The organism is Gluconacetobacter tumulisoli (assembly GCF_014174155.1).
Taxonomy (GTDB): domain Bacteria; phylum Pseudomonadota; class Alphaproteobacteria; order Acetobacterales; family Acetobacteraceae; genus Gluconacetobacter; species Gluconacetobacter tumulisoli.
Genome location: NZ_JABEQM010000001.1, coordinates 199,477 through 223,687 on the forward strand (window position 1 = coordinate 199,477; position 24,211 = coordinate 223,687).

The window sequence follows — 24,211 nt, forward strand, 5'->3', positions numbered from 1 at the left end:
ATGCGGCCGCGCCCGGCGCGCGGCCGACCGCGTCACGTCCCGCCGCCCCGATGAGGCCGGCGGGGCAGGCGGTCAGTTGTCGTTCTCGTCGTTGTCCGTGCTGACGTCGATGTCGGCGCTGATCTCGTCGTCATCGTCATCGAGGTCGGAGGTATCCTCCATCACGTCGTCTTCGCCATCGGCGTCGTCGGCGTCGAGATCGACGGCCGTATCGGCATCATCGTCCTTCGGCTTGACCGGGGCCACTGCGGCCGCGTCGGGGGCGCGGCGGATGCGCGGCACGTCCGCAGGCTGCTCGGTGCCGCATTTGGGGCAGACGACCGGGTTTTTGTTCAGATCGTAGAAACGGGCGCTGCAGGAAACACAGACGCGCTTGGTGCCGAGATTAGGCTGGGCCATCTTGAACCTGTCGATCCTGATATTGTTGGACAAAAAATGCGACGGAGAGCGGCACAAGGCGCAGCCCCATGCCAGCTTGCGGACCGGCTGTCAAACCATGATCGTTCCCGGCCTGTCGCTTTGCGTTTTTTTTGTCGCGCCGGCAATTGACTTCACCGCCAACAATCCGGAAGTGGATGCCCCTATGGATACCGTGCATGCTCCTTCCCCGCGCCCGCTGAGCGTCCACGCGCCGGCCGCCCCCCTTTCCGGATCCGTCACGGTTCCGGGCGACAAGTCGATCAGCCATCGTGCGCTGATGTTCGCGGCGCTGGCGCGCGGCGAGACGCATATTTCCGGCCTGCTGGAAGGCGAGGACGTGCTGCGCACCGCCGATGCGATGCGGGCGCTGGGCGCCGTCGTGCTGCGCACCGGTCCGGGCGCGTGGCACGTGACGGGTCGTGGCATCGGCCAGCTGCAGGAACCGGCGGATGTTCTGGACATGGGCAATTCCGGCACGGCGGCGCGCCTGCTGTCCGGCATCCTGGCCAGCCACGGCATCTTTTCGGTGATGACCGGCGACGCCAGCCTGCGCGGCCGCCCGATGAAGCGCGTGACGGACCCGCTGGCGGCCACCGGCGCGGCCTTCCTGTCGCGGGCGGGCGGACGGCTGCCGCTGGCGATCCGGGGCGTCGCCGACCCTGCGCCGCTGTCCTACCGCCTGCCGGTCGCCTCGGCCCAGGTGAAATCGGCCGTGCTGCTGGCCGGGCTGAACGCCGTGGGCACGACCCGGGTGGAAGAGCCGGTGGCGACCCGCGACCATACCGAAAACATGCTGCGTCATTTCGGCGCCCATGTGACGGTGGAGCCGCTGGGCGCCGGTGGCCGCACCATCACGCTGGCCGGCCGGCCGGACCTGGTGGCGCGGGACGTGGTGGTGCCGGGCGATCCGTCCTCGGCCGCGTTCGTCCTGGTCGCGGCCCTGCTGGTGCCGGGATCGGCGGTCACGGTGCGCGGCGTCGGGCTGAACCCGCTGCGCACCGGCCTGTTCACCACCCTGCGCGAGATGGGGGCCGACCTGCGCCTGTCGAACGAGCGCATCGAGGGCGGCGAACCGGTGGGCGACCTGACCGCGATTGCCGGCCCGCTGCATGGGGTGGACGTTCCGGCCGACCGCGCGCCTTCGATGATCGACGAGTATCCGGTCCTGGCAGTTGCCGCCGCCCATGCCACCGGTCCATCCCGCTTCCGGGGGCTGGAGGAACTGCGCGTCAAGGAAAGCGACCGCCTGTCCGCCACCGTGGCGCTGCTGGAGCGCAACGGCGTGGCGGTCCAGGTCGTGGGCGACGACATGATCGTCACCGGCACCGGCGGCGCGATTCCCGGCGGCGGTGTGGTCGAGACCCGCATGGACCACCGCCTGGCCATGAGCGCCACCGTCCTGGGCCTGGTCGCGTCCGCGCCGGTGGACGTGGACGACACGGCCTTCATCGATACCAGCTTTCCTGGCTTTATCGACCTGATGAACGGGATCGGTGCGGGTCTTGCGCCATGAAGAAGGCGCTGGTCATCGCCATAGACGGCCCGGCGGCCGCCGGAAAAGGGACTCTGGCGCGGCGCCTGGCGGCGGCGCTGGACCTGCCTTACCTGGACACCGGATTGCTGTATCGCGCGGTCGGGCGGCGCATGGTCGATGCCGGACTGGACCCGGCGACCCATCCGGCCGACGAGCAGGCGCGGCGGATCATGCTGGCGGACCTGGAGCGCGACGACCTGCGCGTGCCCGAAATCGATCGGGCCGCCAGCCTGGTCGCGGCCCAGAAGGCGGTGCGGGCGATTCTGGTGGATACCCAGCGTAATTTCGCCGTCGCCCGCGGCGGGGTGCTGGACGGGCGGGATATCGGCACCGTCATCTTCCCCGACGCGACGGTCAAGCTGTTCATCACGGCATCGGCCGAGGCGCGGGCGCGCCGGCGCTGGGAACAGATGGCGCCCGACCCCGATGTGCCGGACCGCGCGGCCCGCATCGCCGAGGTCGCGGCGCAGCTCCAGGCCCGCGACGATGCCGATGCCAGCCGTGCCGTCGCCCCGCTGCGGGCGGCCGATGACGCGGTGTGGATCGATACCGACGACATGACCGCCGACGAGGTCCTGGACGAGGCCCTGCGGATCGTCCGCCGGCGGACGGAAGACCTCAAGACGGGTTGATCGGTTTTCCGGCGGAAAGGGCCGCGCGACGGCCGGTTTCTGTTGACAGGCCGGGGGTTGAGGGTGTCTGTGCGAGTCCACGCGCCGGAACCCGGCAATGGGGTTGGCGCGTGGTCTGCATCGGCCGTCAGGCATGCCGCGACACGGGTCGCGGATAGAGCCGGGCAAGTCGTTCCGTCCACAGTCGGCGGCGCGCAAGACTTGCGGTGTTCCGCCAGGCGGGACCCGATACGGGATTTACGGTACATATGGCTTCAGCCACCTTACAATCCACCACCGATCATTTCGGCGGCGAGGATTTCGCGACCCTTCTGGACGAGACCCTGGGCCGCGACACCGCGTTCGACGGTTCGGTCGTCACCGGCCGAGTCGTCCGCCTGACCGACGAATTCGCCATCGTCGATGTCGGCCTCAAGAGCGAAGGGCGCGTGGCGCTCAAGGAATTCGGCCTGCCGGGCGTGACCCCGGACGTCAAGCCGGGCGACGTGATCGAGCTGTTCGTCGAGCGCTATGAGGACCGTGACGGTTCGATCGTGCTGTCGCGCGAGAAGGCGCGGCGCGAGGAAGCCTGGACGAACCTGGAAAAGGCGTTCGAAGGCAACCAGCGCGTCAATGGGACGATCTACGGCCGCGTGAAGGGTGGATTCACCGTCGATCTGGGCGGCGCCATGGCGTTCCTGCCGGGCAGCCAGGTCGATATCCGTCCGGTCCGCGACGTCACCCCGCTGATGGGCGTGCCGCAGCCGTTCCAGATCCTGAAGATGGACCGCGCCCGCGGCAACATCGTCGTGTCGCGTCGCGCCGTCCTCGAAGAGACGCGCGCCGAGCAGCGCAGCGAGCTGATCCAGGGCCTGAAGGAAGGCATGATCCTCGACGGCGTGGTCAAGAACATCACCGATTACGGTGCGTTCGTCGACCTGGGCGGCGTCGACGGCCTGCTGCATGTCACCGACATCGCCTGGAAGCGCATCAACCACCCGTCCGAGGCCCTGCAGATCGGCCAGCCGGTCCGCGTGCAGGTCATCCGCTTCAACCCGGATACGCAGCGCATCTCGCTGGGCATGAAGCAGCTCGAGGCCGATCCGTGGGAGAACGTGGCGATCAAGTATCCGCCGGGTGCCCGCTATTCCGGCCGCGTCACCAACATCACCGACTACGGCGCGTTCGTCGAGCTGGAGCCGGGGGTCGAGGGCCTGGTGCACGTCTCCGAGATGTCCTGGACGAAGAAGAACGTCCATCCGGGCAAGATCGTCGCGACCTCGCAGGAAGTCGACGTCATGGTCCTGGATGTGGACAGCGCGAAGCGCCGCATCTCGCTGGGCCTGAAGCAGGTGCAGCGCAACCCGTGGGAGCTGTTCGCCGAGGAGCACAAGATCGGCTCCACGGTCGAGGGCGAGATCCGCAACATCACCGAGTTCGGGCTGTTCGTCGGCCTGTCCGCGGACATCGACGGCATGGTCCACATGTCCGACCTGTCCTGGGACGAGGTGGGCGAGGTCGCCATGACCCATTACGAGAAGGGTCAGGTCGTCCAGGCCAAGGTGCTGGATGTCGACGTCGAGAAAGAGCGTATCTCGCTGGGCATCAAGCAGCTGCATGAAGATCCGGCCGCCGACGCCCTGGGCAAGGTGCAGAAGGGTGCGGTCGTGACCTGCATCGTGACCGCCGTCCAGTCGAACGGCATCGAGGTCAAGGTCGATGACGTCCTGACGGGCTTCATCCGCCGGGCCGAGCTGGCGCGCGACAAGGCCGACCAGCGTCCGGAGCGTTTCGCGGTTGGCGAGCGCGTCGATGCGAAGATCGTCTCGGTCGATCGCGCGGCCCGCAAGCTGGCGCTGACGATCCGCGGCCGTGAGGTCGAGGAAGACAAGCAGGCGATCAACGAGTACGGCTCGTCCGACAGCGGCGCCTCGCTGGGCGACATTCTGGGTGCGGCGATCCGTCGTCGCAACGCAGAAGGCTGATCGTCCTTCGCGGACAGGAAGGGGCGGTGCCGGGTTCGGCACCGCCCTTTTTTTGTCCGCTGTTCGAGTCGTGACGGGGCCGGTCGTGACGAAGCCGGCGACCTGTTCCGATCAGCGGGGGCCGCCCGGCGAGGCGCTGGCCACCAGGCAGCGTGCGAATGCATCCGCGTCGGCGGGGCGGTAGGCCCGCGCGTAATCGATCTGCATGGCCGTCGGATTGGGGGTCTTGTCGATCGGCCACCCCGAACCGAGCGCCAGATTGACCAGGAACATGAAGGGCAGCCGATGTTGCGGGGGCGTCGGCGTCCGCCAGAATTCCTTGTGGTCGAGATAGAAGCTGATCCAGCGTGGGGTGACCAGCGTGCCGTAGGTGTGGAAATCATCGACCAGCGAATGGGCCGGCACGCTGTTCAACTGCGCGGCCCCGCCCTGGGGTTCGGAGGAGTGTCCGGGCCAGACATGCACCGTCGAATGAAATGCGTCGGTGAACTGGCCATAATATTCGATGGTATCGACCTCGACAGTCGGGCGCATCCAGTTCTGCGGCACGTTTTCATTCAGCCAGATCCCGACCCATGTGCCCGGCCCGGGGGGGAATTTGGCACGGGTCTCGAAATACCCGTACATGGTCGAGAAGCCGTGGCCGTCCCGGTCCGCCGACGCCAGCAGGCCCGATGACCAGTGCCCCTCAGCATCCTTGCGCGCGGTGATGGACAGGATTCCGTCATGGACCGAAAAGGCCGAGCCCGGGCCGGGGTCGGTGAAGCGCGCGTCCCCGAAATCGCCGGCCCAGGGCGTATGCGTGATCCAGCGCGCGGCGCCCAATATCCATGCCGACAGGTTCAGTTCATCGAATTCATCGTCGAAGACCGGTGTCGCACCGCATAGCCGCCGTTCCGCCATCGTCGGGGTGGCATGGGCCGGGGGGACGGAAGGCGCCAGGGCGGCAAGACCCATGACGGGAAGCGCAATCCTGGAGCAGATCACGGCGAGGCCGAGAACCCGGCCATGTGTCCTTGGGGCCGTGTTCGTACGATCGCAGGACGCCCCGGGATGACATTCGCGCACGGCGTCCCCTCTCTGAGTCGGTTCGAGGCATGCGTGCGGGTCGCGATCCGGTCGCGTCGCATGTCCGGAAAACCTAACTCCGGGCGCGCCGCCGGGTTCCGCGTGCGGCGCTGCAGGCTACAGGGACAGGAGGACCGGGCTGTGCCCGGATCCGGCAAGGAGGACTGAGGCCCTTGCCGGATCCGGTCGTTTATGAAGTCCTGAGTTTCCAAAGGGCTTCGCCCTTTGATGGGTCAAAGGCAAAGCCCTTGCCTTCACTCAGTGGGCCGGTCCCTTGACGATTTCCGCCAGGTCCCGGGGGCGGATCCACGTGCGGAAGGCTGCCTGCACCGCCGCCGCCGTCATGCCGTAATAGGCCCGCGCGGCGCGGTCCGGGGTATCCAGCGGCAGCCCCAGATCGACCAGATGCAGGTCTTCGGCGGCGATCGAATCCAGGCTGGCGCGCTGCAGCGGCAGGCCGCGCAGCAGCGACGCCTTGGCCAGGGTCAGTTCGTCGTCCGAGACCGGGCTGTTCTGCATTGCCGCGACATCGTGGACGGCGGCATCCCGCGCCTTGCCGACCTTGTCCGGGGCGGCGCCGAACGAAATGCTGTATCCGCCCCGGTTCCGCGACCATGAGAAATGGCTGCTGACTGAATAGACATAGCCCGTCCGGACCCGCAGATCGCGGTACAGGCGTGACGAGAAGCCGTCGCCCAGGACCTCGTTGCCCACCGTCAGGGCGAAATGGTCCGGATGCGCCGCCGTCAGGCCCAGGCTTTCGGCCAGCATGGCGGTGTCCTGCACGCTGGTGCGGTCGGGCACCTGGGTGCGCGACGCGCGGCTGTCGGGGCGTGCCGGCAGGTCGACGGCCGGTGTCGCGCCGCCGGCGGCCGTCCAGGCGCCGAAATCCCGGTCCACGACCGCCTGCGCGCGTTCGGGGGTGATGTCGCCCGCGACCACGATGGTGGTCAGGTCGGGGCGATAGGCCCCCGCATAGAACGCCCGCACGTCGGCCAGGGTCAGGCGCATGATCTTCTGCGGGTCGGGCTGGCGGAGGGTAGGATCGTGCGGCGGCGACACCGCCGCCTTGACCGCCCGCCCGAACAGGTAGCCGGGGGTTCGCAACGTGCCGGCGAATGCCTGGGCGGTCTGCATGCGCACGACCTGGAAGGCGCGATCGGGGAAGGCGGGATGCAGTTCGTTATCCGCCAGCAACTGCATGCCGCGCTCGAAATCCGGGGTCAGCACGGCGAGGCCGAAGCTGGGGCCGGCGCTTTCGGTGGCGGCGATGTCGTCCAGCGCCTTCTGGAACGCCAGTCGGTCCAGGGTGCGGGTGCCGTAGGTGAACAGATCCTCGGTGATCGCGGCGATGCCTTCCTGCCCGGCCGGTTCCTGCATGTCGGCGTTCTGCCGCACCATGCCGTAGACATTCACGGTGTGGCCGACATGGGCCGGCTGGACGATCAGGTGCAGTCCATTGGGGTAGGTGAAGACCGAAGGCGGCGTCGTGGACGGGGGCAGGGACAGGCTGGTCAGCGCCGCCCGCGCCCAATCGGGCAGGGGCACCGGATGGTCGGGGGTCGCGGCGAATGATTCCGATCCGCCGAAGCCCTTGCCGGCCACCGGCTTGCCCGACTCCTCGGGCGTCAGCAGCGCGGTGACCGCCTCGCCGGGGTCCAGGATCTGGCGGGCCAGACGGTTGACGTCGGCCAGAGTCACCCCGTTCAGCGCGGCGGCCAGATCGTCGGGCGAATTCAGCCCCATGACCGCCAGGGCCTGGGACCAGTTTTCGGCGAGGCCGCTGATGCTGTTGGCGGAAAAGCCCAGTTGCGCCAGTTCCTTGCGCCGCGCGGCCTCGACCAGATCCGCCGGCACGCCCTTGTCGCGGATGGTGGCCAGGATCGCGTTGACCTCGTGCAGCAGCGGGGTGGGATCCTGTTCCTTGGGGAAGGCGGCGACGGCGATGCCGATTCCGGCGTCGGCCTTGGGGGCGAATTCGAAGCCCGCGAACAGGGCCTTGCCCGACGGCACCAGGTCGTACAGCGCCCCGCGCTGGCTGGACAGCACGTCGGACAGGATCTGGGCGGCCGCGTAATCGCGCGATGTCAGGCCGGGCATGCGCCACGCGACGGTGATCAGCCCGACGGGATAGTCGGTGGGGAAATGCAGGGTCTGTGCCGCAACCGGACCGGGCCGGACCGGCGTGCGCTCGGGCAGCGCGCGGCGCGGAATCCCGCCGAAGGCGGTGCGGACCTGATCGATGGCGCGATCGGGATCGACGTCGCCGGTGATGATCAGGATCGCGTTGTTCGGCGCGTACCATTTTTCGTAGAATCCGCGCAGCAGGGCGGCATCCGTCCTGTCGAAGGACGGACGGGTGCCCAGCGCGTCCTGCTCGTACGGCGTGCCGGCGAACAGGATGGATTGCAGGCGCGACAGGTACTGGTAGCTGGGGCTGGACAGGTCGCGCGCGACCTCCTGCTCGATCGCGCCGCGTTCCTTGTCCCAATCGGCCGCATCCAGGGTCAGTCCCTGCATCCGCAGCGCCTCGATATGCAGGATCACGCCCAGGTCGTCGGCGGGAGCGGTGTAGAAATACTGGGTGACGTTCTCGGTCGTGTCGGCGTTGTAGCTGCCGCCCAGCCGCGCGCCGATGGCTGCCAGCTGGTCCTTGTCCAGGCCCTGGCTGCCACGGAACATCATGTGTTCCAGTGCGTGGGCAGTGCCGGGAAAGCCTTTCGGGGCGGCGCTGGACCCCACCAGGTAGTTGATCTCGGTCGTGACCACGGGGGCCAGCCGGTCGCGCACCACCACCACCCGCAGACCGTTGGACAGCGTCGCGCGCACCGGCGCCTCCGCGTGCGGCGTCTCCTGCGCCGGCGGCGGCGTGGCGGCGCCGGTGTGCGGCATTGTATCCGCGCGGGCCGGAACGACGGCCAGCAGGGCGAGGGAGAGGCTGAGGGCGGTGGTGGTCAGGCGGGCGGTCATGATCGCGTGGGAACTCCTGATGACTGCGACAGCCTAGAGAAGGCCGGGCATCCTGGAAACCGCGCACAGATTTCGGGAACATGTCCTCTTGTTCATGGCGGGCGATGGCGGTTGACTGCTTCCGAACAGCAATAAAGGGGGACGCCGATGTCCGGGACCATGCCGATCGAGGGAATGGTGGAACGGGTCGAACAGGTCGTGCAGGGCGCGGTGGCGCGGGGCAGGCTGGTCGGGGCGGTCGTCCTGGTGGCGGTGGACGGCGCGGTCGTCGTGCGCTACGCCGCCGGTCTTGCGGACCGCGAAGCCGATGTCCCGATGCGCGCCGACGCCCTGATGCGCCTGGCCTCGCTGACCAAGCCGGTGGTCACGGCGCTGGCGCTGGCGCTGGCGGAACGGGGGCGGCTGGAACTGGGTGACCCGGTGACGCGCTTCCTGCCCGATTTCCGGCCGGCCGGCCCCGACGGTATCGTGCCGGTCATCAGTCTGCATCATCTGCTGACCCATATGGCGGGCCTGTCCTACGGCTTTGCCTTCCCGCGCGACGACAACCCGTATGCCCAGGCCGGGATATCGGACGGGATTGCCGAGCCGGGCATGACGCTGGCCGAGAATCTGGCCCGCCTGTCGGCGGTGCCCCTGGTGTTCGCGCCCGGGCAGGGATGGCAATATTCCCTGGCGCTGGACGTCATGGGCGGCGTGCTGGAACGCGCAGGCGATGCGCCTCTGCCTGAACTGGTGCAGCGGTATATCGGCGATCCGCTGGGCTGGACGGAAACCGGCTTCACCGTATCCGGGCCCGGCGTGCTGACCGGGGCCTATGCCGACGGCCGTCCGGCCCCGATCGCCATGGGGGAACGCTACGTCATGCCGCGTCTGCTGTCCGACGGCCGTACCAGCGAAATCGTGTTCGCGCCCGACCGGGTGCTGGATCCGGACTCCTACCCGTCGGGCGGAGCCGGCATGGTCGGCACCGCCGACGAGTTCCTGCGCTTTCTGGAGGCCCTGCGGACGGGCGGTGGCCCGATCCTGTCGCCGGACAGTGCGGCCGCCTTCGGGCGGAACGCGATCGGCGACGTGTCGATGGGCCCGATGAACGTGGGCATGCGCTTCGGCCTCGGCGCGGCCGTGGTGGACGATCCGGAACGGGTGCGGACGCCGGTTTCGCGTGGGGGATTTACCTGGGGCGGCGTCTACGGCCACCAGTGGATCGTCGATCCCGCCCGGGGCACGACGATCGTGATGATGAGCAATACGGCCCTGGCCGGAATGGCCGGCCCCTATTGCGACGCGGTTCGGAACGCGGTCTACGGCGTCTAGCGCACTGATTCGCAATAGGAGACTCCCTCGCGCCGGTCGGCGGTCGCCTTTTCCTTCAGCGTCGGGTCGCATTTCAGGATTTCTCGATCGCCTCGCCGCATTCGTGCTTGCCCAGTTTTGTGACGCCCCGGTGGGATCGGGTGCGCCGGGCTCCTTTTTCCCATTGGATTGCCGGCACAATGGGCCGGCGGCCTGCCTGCCGCATGCAGGAGGTGCGGGACGCTGAGTTGTTGAGAATGAGATTGCGAACCGTTATCAGCTGTGCTTCAAGAGAGCGGCACGGAAATGGGACGCACCATGTTTGTCTGTTCTTGCAACTTGCTGACTGACCGGGATGTGGAAACGGCGGTGGATGGCGGCGCCACCCGTCCCCGGGATATTTACGCGTCGAAGGGATGCCGGGCGCAATGTGGGAATTGCGTGCCGGGCGTGCTGTGCCTGCTGCGCCGGGCGCTTCAGGCCCGTGAGGGCGGACTGGCGGGCGCGATGGGCCTGGGCGAGGGCATGGCCCTGGATGGCGCGGCCGCGGGCTAGGCCTGCCGTAATATCGTCGCGCCGTGAAAAGGGATGCGGTCGCGGTACGGGCTTGATACAAGATGCGCATGTCTCTTGGTGATCGCGTCAACCGGTTCGATGCCTGGCTGCTGGACCGGGTCTTTCAACCCTTCGCCGACCGCCTGCCGGAACGGCTGTCGGCGCTGGCGCTGGGTATGAGTTTCCAGTTCGGGGCGATCATGCTGTCGGCGGCGTCGATCGTGGCCATGATCGTGATCGGCCACATGTCCCTCAGCGACGCCATGTTCAACGTGCTGGTCTGGTGCCTGGGGCTGGCGTTCTATACGGGCATCAACCGGGTCAGGCCGATGGTCCGGCCGGGGCACCTCAATCCGCTGCGCATCATGCTGGCCGGGATGCGGCCGCTTTCGATCCCGTTCGCGTTCTATGCGCTGTACCAGGGCGCGACGGCCCCGCCGCATTTCGAAATCGCGCTGTGGTTCAATTCCCTGGCCAACATCATCTTCGTCGCCGGGATCTACCTGATTTCATGCGAGGTGCGGCCGCCGGGCCATCGGCAGACCGCCCGCGCGGGCTTTGGCCGTCTGCAAGGCGAAACCGGCCTCTAGGGCCGCTCGCGCACGAGCGCCCATATTTCACAAGCAGGCTCTCATATCCTGGCGGCCTGCTGGCCGGTCAGAAATCGATGCAGCGTCCCTTGACGGTCCAGTCGCCATAGCGCGTCGGCCGCTCTTCCTTGGGACCGCCGTATTCCTGGGCCTCCTTGGGGGGCTCGGGGGGCTTGCCCGTCGTCTCGGCCGTGGTTTCGTCCGCCGGCTTGTCGGTATGGGTGTCTGTGCTGCTCATGCGCGCAGTGTTGACCGGCTGGCCCCGGCGGGCAAGCGAGGACCGGACCGGGGAACAGGAGTGTGATCGGGCCCTGGTGGATCCGGGCCATACCGACCTGTCCTGCCAGCAGCAGTTACGTCCGTCACGGCTTGGGCGGCGGCATCCATCGATCGCTGGAATGACGCGCATGGGCGACGAAGAAGCCCATCAGGGCGCCGATCGCCGCCGCCACCACGGCCAGCGTCAGGCCGGCGCCGACCACCATGATCGCGGCCGGGCCCGCGACCAGGCCGATCCCCGTGGTCGTCAGGCTTTCCCGGCGCGTCGGGCCATATTGCCGTTCCGCCCCGCATCCGGGACAGATTTCGGCCGTGCGGCGAATGGTCTGCCGGCAGAACGGGCATTGTTCGACGCTGTTGGGGATGGGTTCCATCATGGGCGGCCTACTGGTGCTCGGATTGGGCGATGCGCTGTTCGGCCGCCATGCGCCAGGGCGCGTCCGCCGGCGCCGCGTCCAGGGCGCGGCGGTACAACGCTGCGGTCTCGGGGGTGACCCGACCATCGGCGAGCGTCTGGGCTTCCGCCGTGCGGGCCGCGATCTCCGGATCGAAATGGATGTCGATGGCCTGGCGCCATGCGGCGGCCGCGTCGGCGTAATGAGCGCGCGCGGCCTCGGCCTGGCCCAGCAGCAGGTAGCCGCGGAACCGGTTCGGATCGTCGGCCGGCATGTGGGCCAGGCCGGCGCGCAACTGTGCCAGCAATGCGTCGCTCCGATGATCCTGCTTGCGAATTTCCGCCAGGCGGGGGGCCAGGGGCTGGGCCGGCAGCGACGGATGGCCGCAGGCCAGATACAGCCCCAGGGCCGAGAGCGGGACCAGCAGCAGCGCGCCGGCCACGATGGGACCGGCAATGCGCCGTCCGGCGCCACGGGCCTCGGCCGCGTCGGTGGCCAGCAGGCGGCGCTGGATTTCAAGCGCGGCGCCCGCATGCTCGGTCTGCGCGATCAGCCCGTCCTGCATGTCGCGGTCCAGTTCCGCCAGCCGGGCGCGGTGCAGGATCAGCGCGGCCTCGCGCTCGTCGCGCAGGCGCGCCGTGCGCCGGAAGGCGGCGATCGAGGGCAGCAGCGCAAGCGTACTGAGCAGGAAGAAGCCAATCCAGATCATCTCGGTCCCAGAATCAGTTCGATGGGGGGCGCGACCGGATGCCCCGATCGCGCCCTGGCATGCGTTTTCAAGTGGACGGTCAGCGCGGTCGGGTCAGGTCGGACAGGCGAGCGCGCTCGGCGTCGGTCAACGGAACCGGAGTGGCGGGGCGGCTGCGCCGGAAGGACAGGAACGCCGCCCCCGCGCCCACCAGCAATGCCAGGACCGGCATGATCCACAGCAGCAGCGTGCCGGCCGTCAACGGCGGGCGCAGCCGTATGAAATTGCCGTAGCGCCCGACCATCCAGTCCATGATCTGCCGGTCGGACTCGCCCTTGGCCACATGTTCGCGCACCACGTGGCGCAGGTCGCGGGCCAGGTCGGCGCCGCTGTCCTCGATCGATTCGTTCTGGCAGACCAGGCAGCGCAGCTGCGCCCCGATGGCCTCGGCCCGGGCTTCCTGCCGGGGGTCGGGCAGCATTTCCGCCGGATCGTCCACCGCCGCCGCCGCCAGCGGGGACAGGCCGGCCAGCACCGCGAGGACGAAGAGGAGGCGGGTGAGGACGGATCGGCGCGCGGCAGGGGGCGTCATCGTGCCAGGCTCGCGGCCAGGGGCAGCAGCGTGTCGCGGATGGTCTCGTCGCCCAGGGGGGCGGCGGTGTGCCAGCGAATGATGCCCCCCGGCCCGACCAGGAAGGATTCCGGCACGCCCGACACGCCCCAGTCGATCGCGGTCAGGCCGGGCAGGTCGCTGGCGATGCGGGCATAAGGGTTGCCGGCGCGCCGGACGAAGCCCGCCGCGTTCCCAGGCTTGTCCTTGTAGGCGATGCCCCAGATCGGCAGCCGGTCCTTCAGCGCGTTCAAAACCGGCATCTCGGCGACGCAGGGGATGCACCATGACGCGAAGAAATTCACCAGTACCGGCCGCGTCAGCGCGCGCAGGTCGGCGGCGCCGAACCCCTGGCCGGGCGCCTGGTCCGGTAGGGTGAAATCGGGGACGGGACGGTCGAGCGCCGGGGCATGGATGTCATGCGGGTCGAACGAGCCCTGCGTCATGCCCGACAGCATGCGCCAGAATCCCACCCCCGCCGCGCCGGCGATGACCAGGGGGGCCGCCATCAGCACGCGGCGGCGGGTGAGGGAGGTGGAGGAGGAGACCGTATCGTTCATCGTGCGGCCACCAGTCCGGCCAGGCGGGCCCGGCGGGGCGCGCCGACACGCATGCGCCGGTCGGACAGCGACAATGCCCCGCCCATCGCCATGATCAGGCCGCCCAGCCACATCCATGGCGCCAACGGGTTGTAATGCAGGCGCAGGACATAGGTCGGATCGGCGTTCGTGCCGTGCCGGTCACCCAGCACGCCATACAGGTCGGAGAGCAGGTTGGTGTGGATCGCGACCTCGGTCGTGGTCTGGTTCTGGCTGGCGAAGGTCCGCTTGGACGGGTGCAGCACCGTGACCAGGCGGCCGTCGTGCCGGACCTCGATCGTTGCGACCAGGGATGTGTAGTTCGGGCCGGGGGCGGCGTGAACGTCGGTCAGGGTCCAGGCGTCGCCCGCCAGCATCTCGGTCTGCCCGACGCGGACCTCCACGATCTTGTGGGACGCCTGCGACATCGCGGCCAGCCCCAGTACGCTGACGCCCACGCCCGCATGCGCCAGAGCGGCGCCCAGCGCCGCGCGCGGCAGCAGGCGCGCACGCTGCAGGCTCTGGCCCAGCGGCAGGCGGAACAGGCGGATGCGTTCGGCGATGTCGGCGGCGCTGCTGGCGATGACCCACACGGCGAACGTCGCGGCCAGCAGCGGCAGGATGTCGCGGATGCGCCAGGCCGCCAGGACGAACGTCGCCGCCGTCAGGATGCCCGCCCACCACAGGCGGCGCAGCACCGGCCAGAATTGCGCGCGTTTCCACGGCATCATCGGCCCGAACCCCATGAAGGCCAGCAGCGGAATGGCCAGCGGGGCGGCGGTGGCGTCGAAGAACGGCTTGCCGACCGAAATCGTCCTGCCGAACAGCAGCGACATGAAGGGCGGATACATCGTCCCCGTCAGCACCACCGCGCAGATCGAGCAGAGCAGGATGTTGTTGAGCACCAGCAGCCCTTCGCGCGACACCGGGGCGAACATACCGCCCGCGGTCAGCGCCGGCGCGCGGATGGCGAACAGAAGCAGCGACCCGCCGATGACCAGTGCCAGCAGGCCCAGGATGAACACGCCGCGCGCCGGGTCGTTGGCGAAGGCATGCACGGAATTGAGGATGCCCGAGCGCACCAGGAACGTGCCCGACAGCGAGAAGGAGAACGTGCCGATCGCCAGCAGGACGGTCCAGATCTTCAGTGCCTCGCGCTTTTCGACCACGATGGCCGAATGGACCAGCGCCGTGCCCGTCAGCCACGGGATCAGCGACGCGTTTTCCACCGGATCCCAGAACCAGTACCCGCCCCAGCCCAGCACATAGTACGACCACCACGACCCCAGCGCGATGCCGCAGGTCAGGAAGCACCAGGCCGCGACCGCCCAGGGGCGGACCCACCGGCCCCAGGCCGCGTCGACGCGGCCCTCGATCAACGCGGCGATGGCGAAGGCGAACGGCACGGCGAAGCCGACGTAGCCGGTGTAGAGAATGGGCGGATGGAATGCGAGGCCCGGGTCCTGCAGCAGCGGGTTCATGCCCTGGCCGTCCAGCGGTGCGGGCCACACCCGGTCGAACGGATTCGAGGTCGTAAGGCAGAACAGCAGGAAGCCCGCCGACACCCCGCCCAGCACCGCGATGACCCGTGCCCGCAGGGCGGACGGCAGGTTGCGGCCGAACAGCGCCACCGCCCCGCCGCAGATCCCCAGGATCAGCGCCCACAGCAGGATCGAGCCCTCGTGGTTACCCCAGACCCCGGTGATCTTGTACAGCAGCGGCTTGGCGACCGCACTGTTGGCCGCCACGTTCTGGACCGAGAAATCGTCGCTGATCGCGGCATTGACCAGGCAGGCGAACGACGCCAGCAACGCCAGCAACTGCCCCACCGCCAGGGCGGGGGCCATCGCCATCAGGCGCGGATCGCGCCGCTGCGCCCCGATCAACGGCAGGACGGCCTGCGCGCCCGCCAGGCAGCAGGCCAGGGCCAGCGCGAAATTTCCGAGTTCGGGGCTCATGTTCACTCAGCTTCCATGCTGCTGCTGGGGGCCGGCCGCGTCCTTGCGGGCGTTGCGGACGGTCATCGTGTCCCAGCTTGCCGCGTCGGGGGCCTTGCCGTAGCGCGGATCCCACTTGCCGCTGCGGCGCAGGGCCTCGGCGACTTCCTTGGGCATGTAGGTTTCGTCGTGCTTGGCCAGGACCTCGGACGCGCGGAAGGCGCCGTCGGGGCTGGCGGTGCCGATGGCGACGACGCTCTGCCCCTCGCGGAACAGGTCGGGCAGGATGCCTTCGTAGCGGACGGTCACCGCGGCCTGCCCGTCGGTGACGTCGAACAGCGCGACCGGCGTGTCCCCGACCGTCTGCCGGCGGACCGAACCCGCGACCACCATGCCGCCCAGACGGACCGTCCGGTCCGGCGCGGGGGGCTTCGCGCGGATCTGCGACGGCGCCATGAAGAAGACGATGTTGGACGAAAAGGCGCTGAGGGTCAGCGCCGTTGCCGAGCCCAGGCCGATCAGGCAGGCGCAGGCCAGCCACAGCCGCCGTGACTTGCGGGTCATCGTTCCGTCCCCCGGCCGGTCCGGGCCGGACGGTCGATCGTGGCCAGGCGCGCGCGGGCCCGGCGCAGCCGCAGGGCGGCGTTCGTCCCGAGCAGGACGGCCAGGCTGATGGTCATGCCGTAGGCGGCGGCGATGTAGGGCAGATGGGTCATGCGACCGCCCCGTCCGGAACATCCCTGCCGTGGGCGTCCCCGGCGACCGTACCGCCGCGTCCGCGTCGCGCCGACAGGGCCGCGCGGATGCGGCTTTCCATCACCGCCGCGCGCAGGCGCGCCACCACGATGGCGGCGAAGCCCAGCGTAAAGCCCAGCGTGCAGACCAGCAGCGGCCATAGCATGGCCGTGGACATGGTCGGCGCGCCGGTCAGGGTGATGCTGTCCGGCTGGTGCAGGGTATTCCACCATTGCACGCTGAACTTGATGATCGGCAGGTCGATCGCGCCGGCCAGGCCCAGGATGGCGGCGGCGCGATAGCCGCGCTGCGGCTCGTCGAACGCGCGGATTAGCGCGATATGGCCCAGATACAGGAAGAACAGCACCAGGACCGAGGTCAGGCGCGCGTCCCATACCCACCATGTCCCCCACATCGGCTTGCCCCACAGCGAGCCGGTGGCCAGGCAGACGGCGGTGATGGCCGCGCCCACCGGCCCGATTTCCACCGCCGCCAGATCGGCCAGGGGGTGGCGCCATACCAGCGACAGCAGCGAGCACACCGCGAGACCCGCGTAGCCGGACGAGGCCAGCCATGCGGCAGGCACATGGACGTACATGATCCGCACGCTGTCGCCCTGCTGCCAGTCGGCAGGGGAGAAGAAGAGGCCCCATATGATGCCGGTGACCGACAACATCAGCGCCGGCCATGTCAGCCAGGGTTGCAGGCGCGCGCCCAGCCGCAGGAAGCGCCCGGGATTGGCGTAGCGGTGAAAGAATGTGCCCGTGCGTGCGACGAGACTATGGGTAGCGTTCAAGACGGTTCCGATCCCTCCGCGTCGGGCGGAAGGCTCCTGGCAAATGCGTCGTCGGGCGACGGAAGGGCGATCCGCTTTCCGCTCCTACACTATCATGCGAAGAAAGGCACGGCCTCTGCTGATCATGGCAGATTGTTCACCCGGCGGACCCGCCGGTCATTCTGGACGAGGGTGTTCTTCATGCTTTTCGCGATCATCTGCACGGACAAGCCGGGCGCGCTGGACACGCGGCTTGCCACACGAGCGCAGCACCTGGCCTATCTTGCGGCCTATCAGGACCGGATCGTGCAGGCCGGCCCGCTGCTGAACCTGGAGGGGCGTCCCTGCGGCAGCCTGCTGCTGGTGGACGTGACGGATCGCGCGGCGGCCGAGGGGTTCGCCGCCAGCGATCCCTATGCCCGCGCCGACGTGTTCGAAAGCGTCGTGATCCGGGCCTATCGCCCGGTGTTCCGAGACGGCGCGCTGGTGGAATAGGGGGAATGGCGTACTGGCTGGTGAAGTCCGAACCCGACGCGTTTTCCTGGGACGAGCAGGTGGCCCACGGGGTCGAACCCTGGACGGGCGTGCGCAACCATCAGGCGAAGCGCAACATGATGGCCATGAAATGCGGCGACCTGGCGTTCTTCTACCATTCGAACATCGGCAAGGAGATCGTGGGCGTGGTCGAAATCGTCCGCGAGGCCTATTCCGATCCCACGGCCGAGTCCGGGGGCTGGATCTGCGTCGACGTGCGCACGGTGGGGCCGATGCCCCGTCCCGTGACCCTGGCGACGATCAAGGCCGACCCGGCGCTGGCCGACCTGGCCCTGGTGCGGCAGTCGCGGCTGTCGGTCGTGCCGGTTTCAGACGCGCACTGGGCGCATCTGTGCCGGATGGGCGAGTGGGAGCGGCGATGAAAGAAATCGCCGTCCCCTGACGCAGGTCAGGGCTGCCCGGCCGCGCCTTCGGCGCCGGTTGCGTCCCATCCACGGCCGGACTGCCCCGCGTAGGTCGAATAGGTGAACGCGGCGTTATAGGGCGGCACCACCGGAGCGTTGAACTTGACCGGCACGCCGAAGACGCTGACATGCGACGGGATGGAATTGGGCTCCCGCGGGGTCTGCCGGGCCTCGATCGACGGCAGGCCGGCGCCGCCGACAGCCGTGACGGCGGGGCTGTAGGCCTGGACGCTCACGTCCTCGTCCTGCACGACCTGGTAGCCGTCGGGCGGCGGCGGGGCCGTCGGGTTGTCCGGGTCTTCCGCCGCGGCGGGGGCCGGCGTGGCGGGGCCGAGGAGGGAATGGGTCGGAGCCGACAGCGCGTCACGCGCCGGTCGTGCGGCATGCGGTGCGGCGGCGGCCCCTCCGGCCAGCATGGTCATGGAGAGCAGCGCGCCGGCCGCCAGATGGGTCGTCCGTCCGGGAAGCCGTGCGGCAATCAATGCGTCCATCGGGGTTCTCCTTGCGTTCGGCCTTATGGAAGGGCGGTCGCATCGCCGGGTCAACGCGCCCTGTCTTCACGGCAGGACTGCGTCAGCCGGGAGGAGCCACCCCGGAGCCATCGGCCGCCGCACACACATGGCGGCCCTGCATTTCGACCATATACGGCGTGGCGATGAATTGGCGTGAGGGGTAATATGATGGAAAACACGGGTTCCGTTCCGATTGACGGAGAATTGTGTATCCGGCGCCACGCTGCCCGACCGGGCCGGTGTGGCCGGCGGACTGGCGGGAGGGCATGGGAATGACCACACGAACCGGGGCCGAACTGGCCCCCCTGGTGCTGGACGCGCCGGCAATTGCCGAGTTGCAGCGTGCTCTTGAACAGGTCGAATCGGGACGCGGGGTGCTGGTGCGGCTGGCCGACCTGATGGGCGGCGCGGTCGGACAGGCGGCGCGGCTGGGCCTGCGGGGCATCGGCATGGCGCCGGGGCTGGAGGCCAAGCTGAAAGGCATTGCGGAAACGGCGGTGTCACGTGCGTTCGACGTGGCGATCGTGGGCATGCGCGCGCCGGACGACATGGCGATCGCCCACACGCCGCCGCCGCCCTGGCGCGGGCCGGCGGTGCAGGCCGCCGTGACCCTGTCCGGCGCGGTAGGCGGATTCGCGGGGCTGGTCGGGCTGGTCCCCGATATCGGTTTCACCACGCTGACGATCATGCGCGAGATCGCGCGTATCGCCCGCGACGAAGGCGAGGACCTGTCGACGCCCGAGGCGCGCCGGGCATGCCTGGAAGTCTTCGCCTTGCGCGCCTTTCCCGTCGGTGCGACCGACGATGAAAGCGAGTTGGGCTATTTCTCGGCGCGGGCGCTGCTGCGTGGCCGGCCGGTCGTCATGCTGATTTCCGAGGTCGCGTCGCATTACGGCCTGGGTCTGTCGCGCAAGCTGGCGCTGCAGATGATGCCGGTCGCCGGCGCGCTGTGCGGGGCATCGCTGAATGCGGCGTTCCTGGCCCATTACCGCGCGCTGGCTCGGGCGCATTTCACCATCCGCCGGCTGGAGCGCGAGCATGGGCCGGAGGTTCGCCGCACCGCCGAATCGCTGCGCGCCGGGCTGGTGAACCCGGCGTTCTGATCCGTCGGTGCGTCCCGATGCGGGGTCAGTCCTCGGGACGCAGCAGGAGCCGGAGCGAGACGAATGCGCCGGCGCCCACATAGAACAGGCAGAGGATCTGCGCCGTCCTGGCGTAATGGGGGGCGGCGAGGGCGGTCAGAACCGCCAGCAGGCACCCGCCCAGACAGGCCAGCAGGAAGGTGATGCGCGACGGCATGGCGGGCCTCCGGTCAGGCTGGGACGGGGGTAACGGCCGGCCGGCCGGACAGGACCGCGTCGATATTGTCCAGCGCCAGCATGCCCATGTCGGTTCGCGTCTCGATCGTGGCGCTGCCCATGTGCGGGGTCAGGAATACGTTCGGCAGGTCCAGGAAGCGCGGGTCGGGATGGGGTTCGTTGCGGTAGACGTCCAGGCCGGCGGCGGCCAGATGGCCGTCCGTCAGCGCCGCGATCAGCGCGTCCTCATCCACCAGATTGCCGCGGGCCGCGTTGACGAAGATCGCCCCCTGCGGCAGCAGGGCCAGCGTTTCAGCGGTGATGACGGGCGGCGCGCTGGCGCTGCCGGGCATGTGCAGGCTGAGGATATCGCACTGCGGCAGCATCTCGCGGATCTCGGCGAAATAGGTCGCGCCCTCCTCCAGTTCCGGCGCCAGGCGGCGGCGGTTGGAATACAGGATCTTCATGTCGAATCCGCGGGCGCGCCGGGCGACCGCCCGGCCGATCCGCCCCATGCCGATGATGCCCAGCGTCTTGCCGGTCACGCGGACGCCCAGCATTTCCTCCATCCCCAGGGCCCGGCCCCAGCCCGCGCGCATCAGCGACAGGTACTCGGCCCCCCGGCGTGCCGCCGTCAGGATCAGCATGATCGCCAGGTCGGCGTTGCAATCGGTCAGGACGTCGGGCGTATAGGTCAGTGAGAGGCCCCGCGCGGCAATGGCCGGCCCGTCCAGATGGTCAGTGCCGACGCTGACGGTGGCGATGACGCGCACGCTGTCGGGCAGGGCGGCGACGGTCGCCGCCGAGACCGGGGTGCTGCTGGTCACCATGACCGCATGCGGCCGGAAATCCTGCGCCAGGGCGACCAGTTCGTCGGATGTCAGCTTGTGGTCCGGCGCGGGCGGGGCATCGAAATCCCGTTCGATTCGCCGGGCGACGTTTGTGGGCATGCGCTGGCTGTAGATCAGGCGGGGACGCGTGTCGGGCATTGGGAACCTCTTTGACAGATGCGGTTTATCTCGCTCCTGTATCAGGATCGGATTATTGGCGAAGTGTGTCCAGCGGTCACGGCGTCACGATCATGGGCATTGGGGGGCGCCGCGACGCGGAACTCCGGGGGAGATGGCACGCGAACCATGGGCAAGCGCGACGCATCCAGGATCACGCCCGAGATGATGGTCCGGGCCTATTCCATCGGCCTGTTCCCCATGGCGCCCGATGCCGGCGCCACGCAGCTGGACTGGTACGATCCAGACATGCGCGGCATCCTGCCGCTGGACGGGTTCCATGTGGCGCGCCGGCTGTTGCGGACCGTGTTGTCCGATTCATTCACGATCGTGGCGGACCGCGATTTCGGCGCCACGATACGTGCCTGCGCCGCCCCTGCGCCGGGGCGGGAAAAGACCTGGATCAACGAGGAGATCGTTCGCCTGTTTTGCGACCTGCACGCCATGGGCTATGCCCACAGCGTGGAAAGCTGGCGGGACGGCGAACTGGTGGGCGGACTGTACGGCGTGGCGATCGGCGGGGCGTTCTTCGGCGAAAGCATGTTCAGCCGTTGCCGGGACGCGTCGAAGGTGGCGCTGGTGGCGCTGGTGGCGCGGCTGCGGGTGGGGGGGTACACCCTGTTGGATACGCAGTTCGGGACGGAACATCTTGCGCGATTCGGCGGGATCGAAATCCCGTCCTGGCGTTACAAGCAACGACTGGCCCAGGCCTTGGCGCATCCGGCGGCATGGCCGGACGACGACCAGGCCGCCGCCATCCGGCAGGAGATCGTGCAAATGCGCGCGGACGGGCGGGGTGACGGCGGGGCGGGGCCAGCCGGACCAGACAGAATCGATCGGATCAAAAAGGGAGCACGACCATGACCGTTCCATCGACGGGCCGCCGCCGGCCGATATCGGGGCTGGCGATCGCGACGCTGGCGAGTTCGGGGCTGGCGTTCGCGGCCGCGATGGGGGGGACGACCCTGCCGGCCCACGCCCAGGGGGTCGGCGACGCCGTCACGCATCCGCCGCTGGCGCCCACGCGCGACGTGCAGGTCGAGTACAGCGTGCAGCCCGAGGGCGCGCCCGCGCCCAAGACCGTGCAGGCTTGGTTCACCTCCAATGGCGGCATGATGCGAATCGACAGCCCCGAGGGCGAGGGGTCCACGATCCTGGATCGCGCGGCGCGGCAGGTGACGATCGTCCTGAACAAACAGAAGGTCTATACCCGGCTCGACGCGCAGTACGGCATTCGCAACCCGTTCCTGCTGGACCTGTCGATGCAGTTCACGCGCAAGGGCGCGGCGCAGGTGGCCAGCGTGCCCTGCACGGAATGGGGCGTGGTGTCGGGCCGCGGATCGGCCACCGCGTGCGTGACCGATGACGGCGTGATCCTGCGAGAGGACGGCGTGGACGGCGACGGCATGAAGGGGCGCCTGGAGGCGACGAAAGTCGTCTATGGCCCGATCGCCTCGGCGATCTTCCAGCCGCCTGCGGATTACCAGCAGGTGACGCGCCATCGCGTCGCGCCATCGCGTGCGATCGGCGGCGGCCAGGTGGTGACCGGCGGCATGGCGCATTCGGGCGAATGACCGCATTCGTTCGCCCCCCCCTGGCGGGGGTGCTGGCCGGCATGCTGGTCATGGCACCCGTGGCGTCGCGCGCGGCCGACGACGCGCCCTTCGTCACGCCGCAGCACGATGTCGACGTGACCTATGCCATCGCCTCGCCCGATCCGTCGCGGCCGCAGTTTCGCCAGCGCATGCGCTGGTCCGGGGAGCAGCAACGCCAGCGTGTCGATCCCGAGGGGTCGTCGACATTCATGATCACGGATTACCGCAAGCGCCTGCTGACGGTCGTGGACATGGCCCATCGGGCGCGTACGACCATCCCGGCGCCGGGGCCGGCGCTGACGACGCCCGGCCAGCGGGCCACGGGCGTATGGGCGAGGGGACCGTCGATGACCGTGGCGGGGCAGCCCTGCATCGTCTGGCACACCACCGATACCGACGGACGGGCCAGCGACGTCTGCTATACCGACGACGGGGTCATGCTGCAGGTCGTCCAGAACGGCCGTGTCCTGGTCCAGGCCGACAGCCTGTCGCGGAGCGCGCAGCCCGACCCGGTTTTCGCCATTCCCGACGGACTGGCCGAGGTACGGGCAGCCCATCCATAGAGGCTGCTTGAGAGCCTGCCTGCAGATGCGCCCCGAGGCGATTCGACGCGTGATTTCTGCGCTCGGTGCTCGAAAACCTGCGTCGGCCGTGGCTGCGGGATCGTTCTGGCCTGGCGGCCCATATTGTCAGGCAGGCACATCAAGCGGCCCCGTGGAGGCAGGTTTGAAATTCGCCCTGTGGTGCGATCCTGAGCGGAATTTGGACCAGGGAACGCGGATCTGACGGTCCCATGGCGCATCGAAATGTTTTGTGACCGGAAAAAGGCGGATCCGCCCGCAAATCGCCATGTCGGTCGTGTCTGCTTGCTGGTGAAGCGGGGATCGGTGGGGTCCGGACGGGCCAGTCCCCGCGCAGCAAGAGGATTCGAACATGCGGAACATGCGCAAGATGGTACGTTTCCTGCTGGTGGTTCCGGTCGTGGCCGGGGGCCTTGCGGCGGCGTCGCCCGCGGCTCATGCGGAGTGGCGGGACCATGGCGGGTGGCGCGATCATGGATGGCATGATCGCGGGTGGCATGGCGGCGGCGGCCGCGGATGGGGCGGCCCGGGTCCGGGCTATTATCACCGGGGCTACGGTCCCGGCGGCGCCTTTGTCGGCGGCCTGGTCGGCGGTGCGCTGATCGGGGCGGCCGGCGTGGCGATCGCGCAGCAGGCCTATGCCCCCCCGCCGCCGCCTCCACCTCCGGTTTATGGCGCGCCGTATGGATACGCCTATCCGGGCTACTGATTCCCGAGGGTTCCCGAGGGCCGCGCGGGCCGGGGTCACGCGGCCCCGGCCGCCGTCATGACCTCGGCGACATGGCCGGGGACCTTGACGTTGCGCCAGGCCCGGATCAGCCGGCCTTGCGCGTCGATCAGGAAGGTGGCGCGCTCGATACCCATATAGGTGCGGCCATACAGGGATTTCTCGCCCCAGACGCCATAGGCCTCGGTCACCGCGCCGGTGGTGTCGGAGGCCAGGGGAAAATCCAGGCCCTGGGCGTCGGCGAATTTCTCGATCGCCTTCATCGCATCGCGCGATACGCCGATGACGGGGATCCCGGTGGATCCCAGGGCGTTCAATGCCTCCTGGAAGCCGCATGCCTCGGTAGTGCAGCCCGGCGTGCTGGCCTTGGGATAGAAATACAGGATGAACGGTCGCCCGCGCATGCCGGCCAGGCTGACATGCCGGTTCCGGCTGGCCGGCATGTCGAAATCCGGTACCGGCGCGCCGGGGGCGGGAAAGATCGGGAGTGCGGTGTCCGGCATGCG

The 24,211-nt window shown here is 69.0% G+C and carries 29 protein-coding genes; 13 read left to right on the forward strand and 16 right to left on the reverse strand.

The window, feature by feature from the left end; genetic code table 11:
• Positions 1 to 72: 72 nt before the first annotated feature.
• A complete protein-coding gene (locus tag HLH28_RS00905; protein WP_182953245.1) occupies positions 73 to 399 on the reverse strand; it encodes a TIGR02300 family protein in 327 nt (108 codons plus the stop codon).
• Positions 400 to 583: 184 nt separating this feature from the next.
• Here HLH28_RS00905 and aroA point away from each other — a divergent pair, with 184 nt between their 5' ends.
• The 3 genes from aroA (at position 584) to rpsA (ending at position 4,550) form a co-directional block, all read left to right on the forward strand.
• A complete protein-coding gene (gene aroA, locus HLH28_RS00910) occupies positions 584 to 1,933 on the forward strand; it encodes a 3-phosphoshikimate 1-carboxyvinyltransferase (RefSeq protein WP_182953248.1) in 1,350 nt (449 codons plus the stop codon).
• Entirely contained in the window at positions 1,930 to 2,586 is a 657-nt protein-coding gene (gene cmk, locus HLH28_RS00915) for a (d)CMP kinase (protein WP_182953250.1), read from the forward strand. Before aroA ends, cmk begins: the two co-directional genes overlap by 4 nt.
• A gap of 248 nt (positions 2,587 to 2,834) precedes the next feature.
• On the forward strand, positions 2,835 to 4,550 hold the full coding sequence (gene rpsA, locus HLH28_RS00920) for a 30S ribosomal protein S1 (RefSeq protein WP_182953252.1): 1,716 nt from the start codon (positions 2,835 to 2,837) through the stop codon (positions 4,548 to 4,550).
• A 111-nt stretch (positions 4,551 to 4,661) separates the two neighbouring features.
• On the opposite strand, the gene HLH28_RS00925 is transcribed toward rpsA, so the two are convergent.
• Both HLH28_RS00925 and HLH28_RS00930 read right to left on the reverse strand, forming a co-directional pair.
• On the reverse strand, positions 4,662 to 5,507 hold the full coding sequence (locus tag HLH28_RS00925) for a glycoside hydrolase family 16 protein (protein ID WP_182953256.1): 846 nt from the start codon (positions 5,505 to 5,507) through the stop codon (positions 4,662 to 4,664).
• Between the two features lie 369 nt (positions 5,508 to 5,876).
• Positions 5,877 to 8,588 (reverse strand): M16 family metallopeptidase, encoded by a 2,712-nt coding sequence (locus HLH28_RS00930; RefSeq protein ID WP_182953258.1) that lies wholly within the window; start codon positions 8,586 to 8,588, stop codon positions 5,877 to 5,879.
• A gap of 147 nt (positions 8,589 to 8,735) precedes the next feature.
• Here HLH28_RS00930 and HLH28_RS00935 point away from each other — a divergent pair, with 147 nt between their 5' ends.
• From HLH28_RS00935 to HLH28_RS00945, 3 genes are all read left to right on the forward strand, one after another.
• A complete protein-coding gene (locus HLH28_RS00935; protein WP_182953261.1) occupies positions 8,736 to 9,905 on the forward strand; it encodes a serine hydrolase domain-containing protein in 1,170 nt (389 codons plus the stop codon).
• A 297-nt stretch (positions 9,906 to 10,202) separates the two neighbouring features.
• Complete coding sequence (locus HLH28_RS00940; RefSeq protein ID WP_182953263.1) at positions 10,203 to 10,439, forward strand: (2Fe-2S)-binding protein; 237 nt, start codon at positions 10,203 to 10,205, stop codon at positions 10,437 to 10,439.
• A gap of 68 nt (positions 10,440 to 10,507) precedes the next feature.
• Positions 10,508 to 11,029, forward strand: coding sequence for a hypothetical protein (locus HLH28_RS00945; protein WP_182953265.1), 522 nt, complete (start codon positions 10,508 to 10,510; stop codon positions 11,027 to 11,029).
• A 67-nt stretch (positions 11,030 to 11,096) separates the two neighbouring features.
• Here HLH28_RS00945 and HLH28_RS00950 read toward each other — a convergent pair whose 3' ends face one another.
• From HLH28_RS00950 to HLH28_RS00990, 9 genes are all read right to left on the reverse strand, one after another.
• Entirely contained in the window at positions 11,097 to 11,267 is a 171-nt protein-coding gene (locus tag HLH28_RS00950; RefSeq protein ID WP_182953268.1) for a DUF1674 domain-containing protein, read from the reverse strand.
• 124 nt (positions 11,268 to 11,391) lie between these two features.
• Positions 11,392 to 11,685: a hypothetical protein gene (locus HLH28_RS00955; protein ID WP_182953271.1), complete on the reverse strand. Its 294-nt coding sequence runs from the start codon at positions 11,683 to 11,685 to the stop codon at positions 11,392 to 11,394.
• A gap of 7 nt (positions 11,686 to 11,692) precedes the next feature.
• A complete protein-coding gene (ccmI, locus tag HLH28_RS00960) occupies positions 11,693 to 12,412 on the reverse strand; it encodes a c-type cytochrome biogenesis protein CcmI (RefSeq protein WP_182953274.1) in 720 nt (239 codons plus the stop codon).
• Between the two features lie 79 nt (positions 12,413 to 12,491).
• Positions 12,492 to 12,983 carry a cytochrome c-type biogenesis protein gene (locus HLH28_RS00965; RefSeq protein WP_182953276.1) on the reverse strand — a complete coding sequence of 164 codons (492 nt, stop codon included), beginning with the start codon at positions 12,981 to 12,983 and terminating at the stop codon, positions 12,492 to 12,494.
• A complete protein-coding gene (locus tag HLH28_RS00970; RefSeq protein WP_182953278.1) occupies positions 12,980 to 13,561 on the reverse strand; it encodes a redoxin domain-containing protein in 582 nt (193 codons plus the stop codon). Before HLH28_RS00970 ends, HLH28_RS00965 begins: the two co-directional genes overlap by 4 nt.
• Positions 13,558 to 15,537 carry a heme lyase CcmF/NrfE family subunit gene (locus HLH28_RS00975; RefSeq protein ID WP_182953281.1) on the reverse strand — a complete coding sequence of 660 codons (1,980 nt, stop codon included), beginning with the start codon at positions 15,535 to 15,537 and terminating at the stop codon, positions 13,558 to 13,560. The genes HLH28_RS00970 and HLH28_RS00975 overlap by 4 nt, the downstream gene beginning before the upstream one ends.
• 6 nt (positions 15,538 to 15,543) lie before the next feature.
• The gene (ccmE, locus tag HLH28_RS00980; RefSeq protein WP_182953283.1) at positions 15,544 to 16,080 is read right to left on the reverse strand and encodes a cytochrome c maturation protein CcmE; all 537 of its coding nucleotides are present in this window, start codon (positions 16,078 to 16,080) and stop codon (positions 15,544 to 15,546) included.
• A complete protein-coding gene (locus HLH28_RS00985; protein WP_182953286.1) occupies positions 16,077 to 16,232 on the reverse strand; it encodes a hypothetical protein in 156 nt (51 codons plus the stop codon). Before HLH28_RS00985 ends, ccmE begins: the two co-directional genes overlap by 4 nt.
• On the reverse strand, positions 16,229 to 17,047 hold the full coding sequence (locus HLH28_RS00990) for a heme ABC transporter permease (RefSeq protein WP_182953288.1): 819 nt from the start codon (positions 17,045 to 17,047) through the stop codon (positions 16,229 to 16,231). The genes HLH28_RS00985 and HLH28_RS00990 overlap by 4 nt, the downstream gene beginning before the upstream one ends.
• Positions 17,048 to 17,227: 180 nt before the next feature.
• On the opposite strand from HLH28_RS00990, the gene HLH28_RS00995 reads away from it, so the two are divergent.
• Together HLH28_RS00995 and HLH28_RS01000 are read left to right on the forward strand one after the other, a co-directional pair.
• A complete protein-coding gene (locus HLH28_RS00995; RefSeq protein WP_182953290.1) occupies positions 17,228 to 17,521 on the forward strand; it encodes a YciI family protein in 294 nt (97 codons plus the stop codon).
• A 5-nt stretch (positions 17,522 to 17,526) separates the two neighbouring features.
• Positions 17,527 to 17,943 carry an EVE domain-containing protein gene (locus tag HLH28_RS01000; RefSeq protein ID WP_182953292.1) on the forward strand — a complete coding sequence of 139 codons (417 nt, stop codon included), beginning with the start codon at positions 17,527 to 17,529 and terminating at the stop codon, positions 17,941 to 17,943.
• Positions 17,944 to 17,969: 26 nt separating this feature from the next.
• On the opposite strand, the gene HLH28_RS01005 is transcribed toward HLH28_RS01000, so the two are convergent.
• The gene (locus HLH28_RS01005) at positions 17,970 to 18,476 is read right to left on the reverse strand and encodes a hypothetical protein (RefSeq protein WP_182953294.1); all 507 of its coding nucleotides are present in this window, start codon (positions 18,474 to 18,476) and stop codon (positions 17,970 to 17,972) included.
• Positions 18,477 to 18,769: 293 nt separating this feature from the next.
• On the opposite strand from HLH28_RS01005, the gene HLH28_RS01010 reads away from it, so the two are divergent.
• A complete protein-coding gene (locus HLH28_RS01010) occupies positions 18,770 to 19,600 on the forward strand; it encodes an EcsC family protein (protein WP_182953296.1) in 831 nt (276 codons plus the stop codon).
• Positions 19,601 to 19,625: 25 nt separating this feature from the next.
• On the opposite strand, the gene HLH28_RS01015 is transcribed toward HLH28_RS01010, so the two are convergent.
• Complete coding sequence (locus HLH28_RS01015; RefSeq protein WP_182953298.1) at positions 19,626 to 19,796, reverse strand: hypothetical protein; 171 nt, start codon at positions 19,794 to 19,796, stop codon at positions 19,626 to 19,628.
• A 13-nt stretch (positions 19,797 to 19,809) separates the two neighbouring features.
• Positions 19,810 to 20,784: a 2-hydroxyacid dehydrogenase gene (locus HLH28_RS01020; protein ID WP_182953301.1), complete on the reverse strand. Its 975-nt coding sequence runs from the start codon at positions 20,782 to 20,784 to the stop codon at positions 19,810 to 19,812.
• A gap of 147 nt (positions 20,785 to 20,931) precedes the next feature.
• On the opposite strand from HLH28_RS01020, the gene aat reads away from it, so the two are divergent.
• The 4 genes from aat (at position 20,932) to HLH28_RS01040 (ending at position 23,687) form a co-directional block, all read left to right on the forward strand.
• A complete protein-coding gene (gene aat / locus HLH28_RS01025) occupies positions 20,932 to 21,666 on the forward strand; it encodes a leucyl/phenylalanyl-tRNA--protein transferase (RefSeq protein WP_182953303.1) in 735 nt (244 codons plus the stop codon).
• Positions 21,663 to 22,376, forward strand: a complete 714-nt coding sequence (locus tag HLH28_RS01030; RefSeq protein WP_182953305.1) for a hypothetical protein — start codon at positions 21,663 to 21,665, stop codon at positions 22,374 to 22,376. Before aat ends, HLH28_RS01030 begins: the two co-directional genes overlap by 4 nt.
• Positions 22,373 to 22,960, forward strand: a complete 588-nt coding sequence (locus tag HLH28_RS01035; protein WP_182953307.1) for a hypothetical protein — start codon at positions 22,373 to 22,375, stop codon at positions 22,958 to 22,960. Before HLH28_RS01030 ends, HLH28_RS01035 begins: the two co-directional genes overlap by 4 nt.
• A gap of 370 nt (positions 22,961 to 23,330) precedes the next feature.
• Entirely contained in the window at positions 23,331 to 23,687 is a 357-nt protein-coding gene (locus HLH28_RS01040) for a hypothetical protein (RefSeq protein WP_246395570.1), read from the forward strand.
• 35 nt (positions 23,688 to 23,722) lie between these two features.
• Here the strand turns inward: HLH28_RS01040 and HLH28_RS01045 are convergent, their stop codons facing one another.
• Positions 23,723 to 24,208: a peroxiredoxin gene (locus HLH28_RS01045; RefSeq protein ID WP_182953309.1), complete on the reverse strand. Its 486-nt coding sequence runs from the start codon at positions 24,206 to 24,208 to the stop codon at positions 23,723 to 23,725.
• Positions 24,209 to 24,211: the final 3 nt, after the last annotated feature.

Coding starts and splice junctions, on each gene's coding strand:
- HLH28_RS01045 (WP_182953309.1), bottom strand. CDS start 24,208: ATGCCGGACACCGCACTCCCGATCTTTCCCGCCCCCGGCGCGCCGGTA.
- HLH28_RS00930 (WP_182953258.1), bottom strand. CDS start 8,588: ATGACCGCCCGCCTGACCACCACCGCCCTCAGCCTCTCCCTCGCCCTG.
- HLH28_RS00970 (WP_182953278.1), bottom strand. CDS start 13,561: ATGAACGATACGGTCTCCTCCTCCACCTCCCTCACCCGCCGCCGCGTG.
- rpsA (WP_182953252.1), top strand. CDS start 2,835: ATGGCTTCAGCCACCTTACAATCCACCACCGATCATTTCGGCGGCGAG.
- HLH28_RS00975 (WP_182953281.1), bottom strand. CDS start 15,537: ATGAGCCCCGAACTCGGAAATTTCGCGCTGGCCCTGGCCTGCTGCCTG.
- HLH28_RS00925 (WP_182953256.1), bottom strand. CDS start 5,507: ATGGGTCTTGCCGCCCTGGCGCCTTCCGTCCCCCCGGCCCATGCCACC.
- HLH28_RS00965 (WP_182953276.1), bottom strand. CDS start 12,983: ATGACGCCCCCTGCCGCGCGCCGATCCGTCCTCACCCGCCTCCTCTTC.
- ccmI (WP_182953274.1), bottom strand. CDS start 12,412: ATGATCTGGATTGGCTTCTTCCTGCTCAGTACGCTTGCGCTGCTGCCC.
- HLH28_RS01005 (WP_182953294.1), bottom strand. CDS start 18,476: ATGGACGCATTGATTGCCGCACGGCTTCCCGGACGGACGACCCATCTG.
- aat (WP_182953303.1), top strand. CDS start 20,932: ATGGGCAAGCGCGACGCATCCAGGATCACGCCCGAGATGATGGTCCGG.
- HLH28_RS00985 (WP_182953286.1), bottom strand. CDS start 16,232: ATGACCCATCTGCCCTACATCGCCGCCGCCTACGGCATGACCATCAGC.
- HLH28_RS00950 (WP_182953268.1), bottom strand. CDS start 11,267: ATGAGCAGCACAGACACCCATACCGACAAGCCGGCGGACGAAACCACG.
- cmk (WP_182953250.1), top strand. CDS start 1,930: ATGAAGAAGGCGCTGGTCATCGCCATAGACGGCCCGGCGGCCGCCGGA.
- HLH28_RS01020 (WP_182953301.1), bottom strand. CDS start 20,784: ATGCCCGACACGCGTCCCCGCCTGATCTACAGCCAGCGCATGCCCACA.
- HLH28_RS01010 (WP_182953296.1), top strand. CDS start 18,770: ATGACCACACGAACCGGGGCCGAACTGGCCCCCCTGGTGCTGGACGCG.
- ccmE (WP_182953283.1), bottom strand. CDS start 16,080: ATGACCCGCAAGTCACGGCGGCTGTGGCTGGCCTGCGCCTGCCTGATC.
- HLH28_RS01035 (WP_182953307.1), top strand. CDS start 22,373: ATGACCGCATTCGTTCGCCCCCCCCTGGCGGGGGTGCTGGCCGGCATG.
- HLH28_RS01000 (WP_182953292.1), top strand. CDS start 17,527: ATGGCGTACTGGCTGGTGAAGTCCGAACCCGACGCGTTTTCCTGGGAC.
- HLH28_RS00940 (WP_182953263.1), top strand. CDS start 10,203: ATGTTTGTCTGTTCTTGCAACTTGCTGACTGACCGGGATGTGGAAACG.
- HLH28_RS01015 (WP_182953298.1), bottom strand. CDS start 19,796: ATGCCGTCGCGCATCACCTTCCTGCTGGCCTGTCTGGGCGGGTGCCTG.
- aroA (WP_182953248.1), top strand. CDS start 584: ATGGATACCGTGCATGCTCCTTCCCCGCGCCCGCTGAGCGTCCACGCG.
- HLH28_RS01040 (WP_246395570.1), top strand. CDS start 23,331: ATGCGGAACATGCGCAAGATGGTACGTTTCCTGCTGGTGGTTCCGGTC.
- HLH28_RS01030 (WP_182953305.1), top strand. CDS start 21,663: ATGACCGTTCCATCGACGGGCCGCCGCCGGCCGATATCGGGGCTGGCG.
- HLH28_RS00935 (WP_182953261.1), top strand. CDS start 8,736: ATGTCCGGGACCATGCCGATCGAGGGAATGGTGGAACGGGTCGAACAG.
- HLH28_RS00955 (WP_182953271.1), bottom strand. CDS start 11,685: ATGATGGAACCCATCCCCAACAGCGTCGAACAATGCCCGTTCTGCCGG.
- HLH28_RS00945 (WP_182953265.1), top strand. CDS start 10,508: ATGTCTCTTGGTGATCGCGTCAACCGGTTCGATGCCTGGCTGCTGGAC.
- HLH28_RS00905 (WP_182953245.1), bottom strand. CDS start 399: ATGGCCCAGCCTAATCTCGGCACCAAGCGCGTCTGTGTTTCCTGCAGC.
- HLH28_RS00995 (WP_182953290.1), top strand. CDS start 17,228: ATGCTTTTCGCGATCATCTGCACGGACAAGCCGGGCGCGCTGGACACG.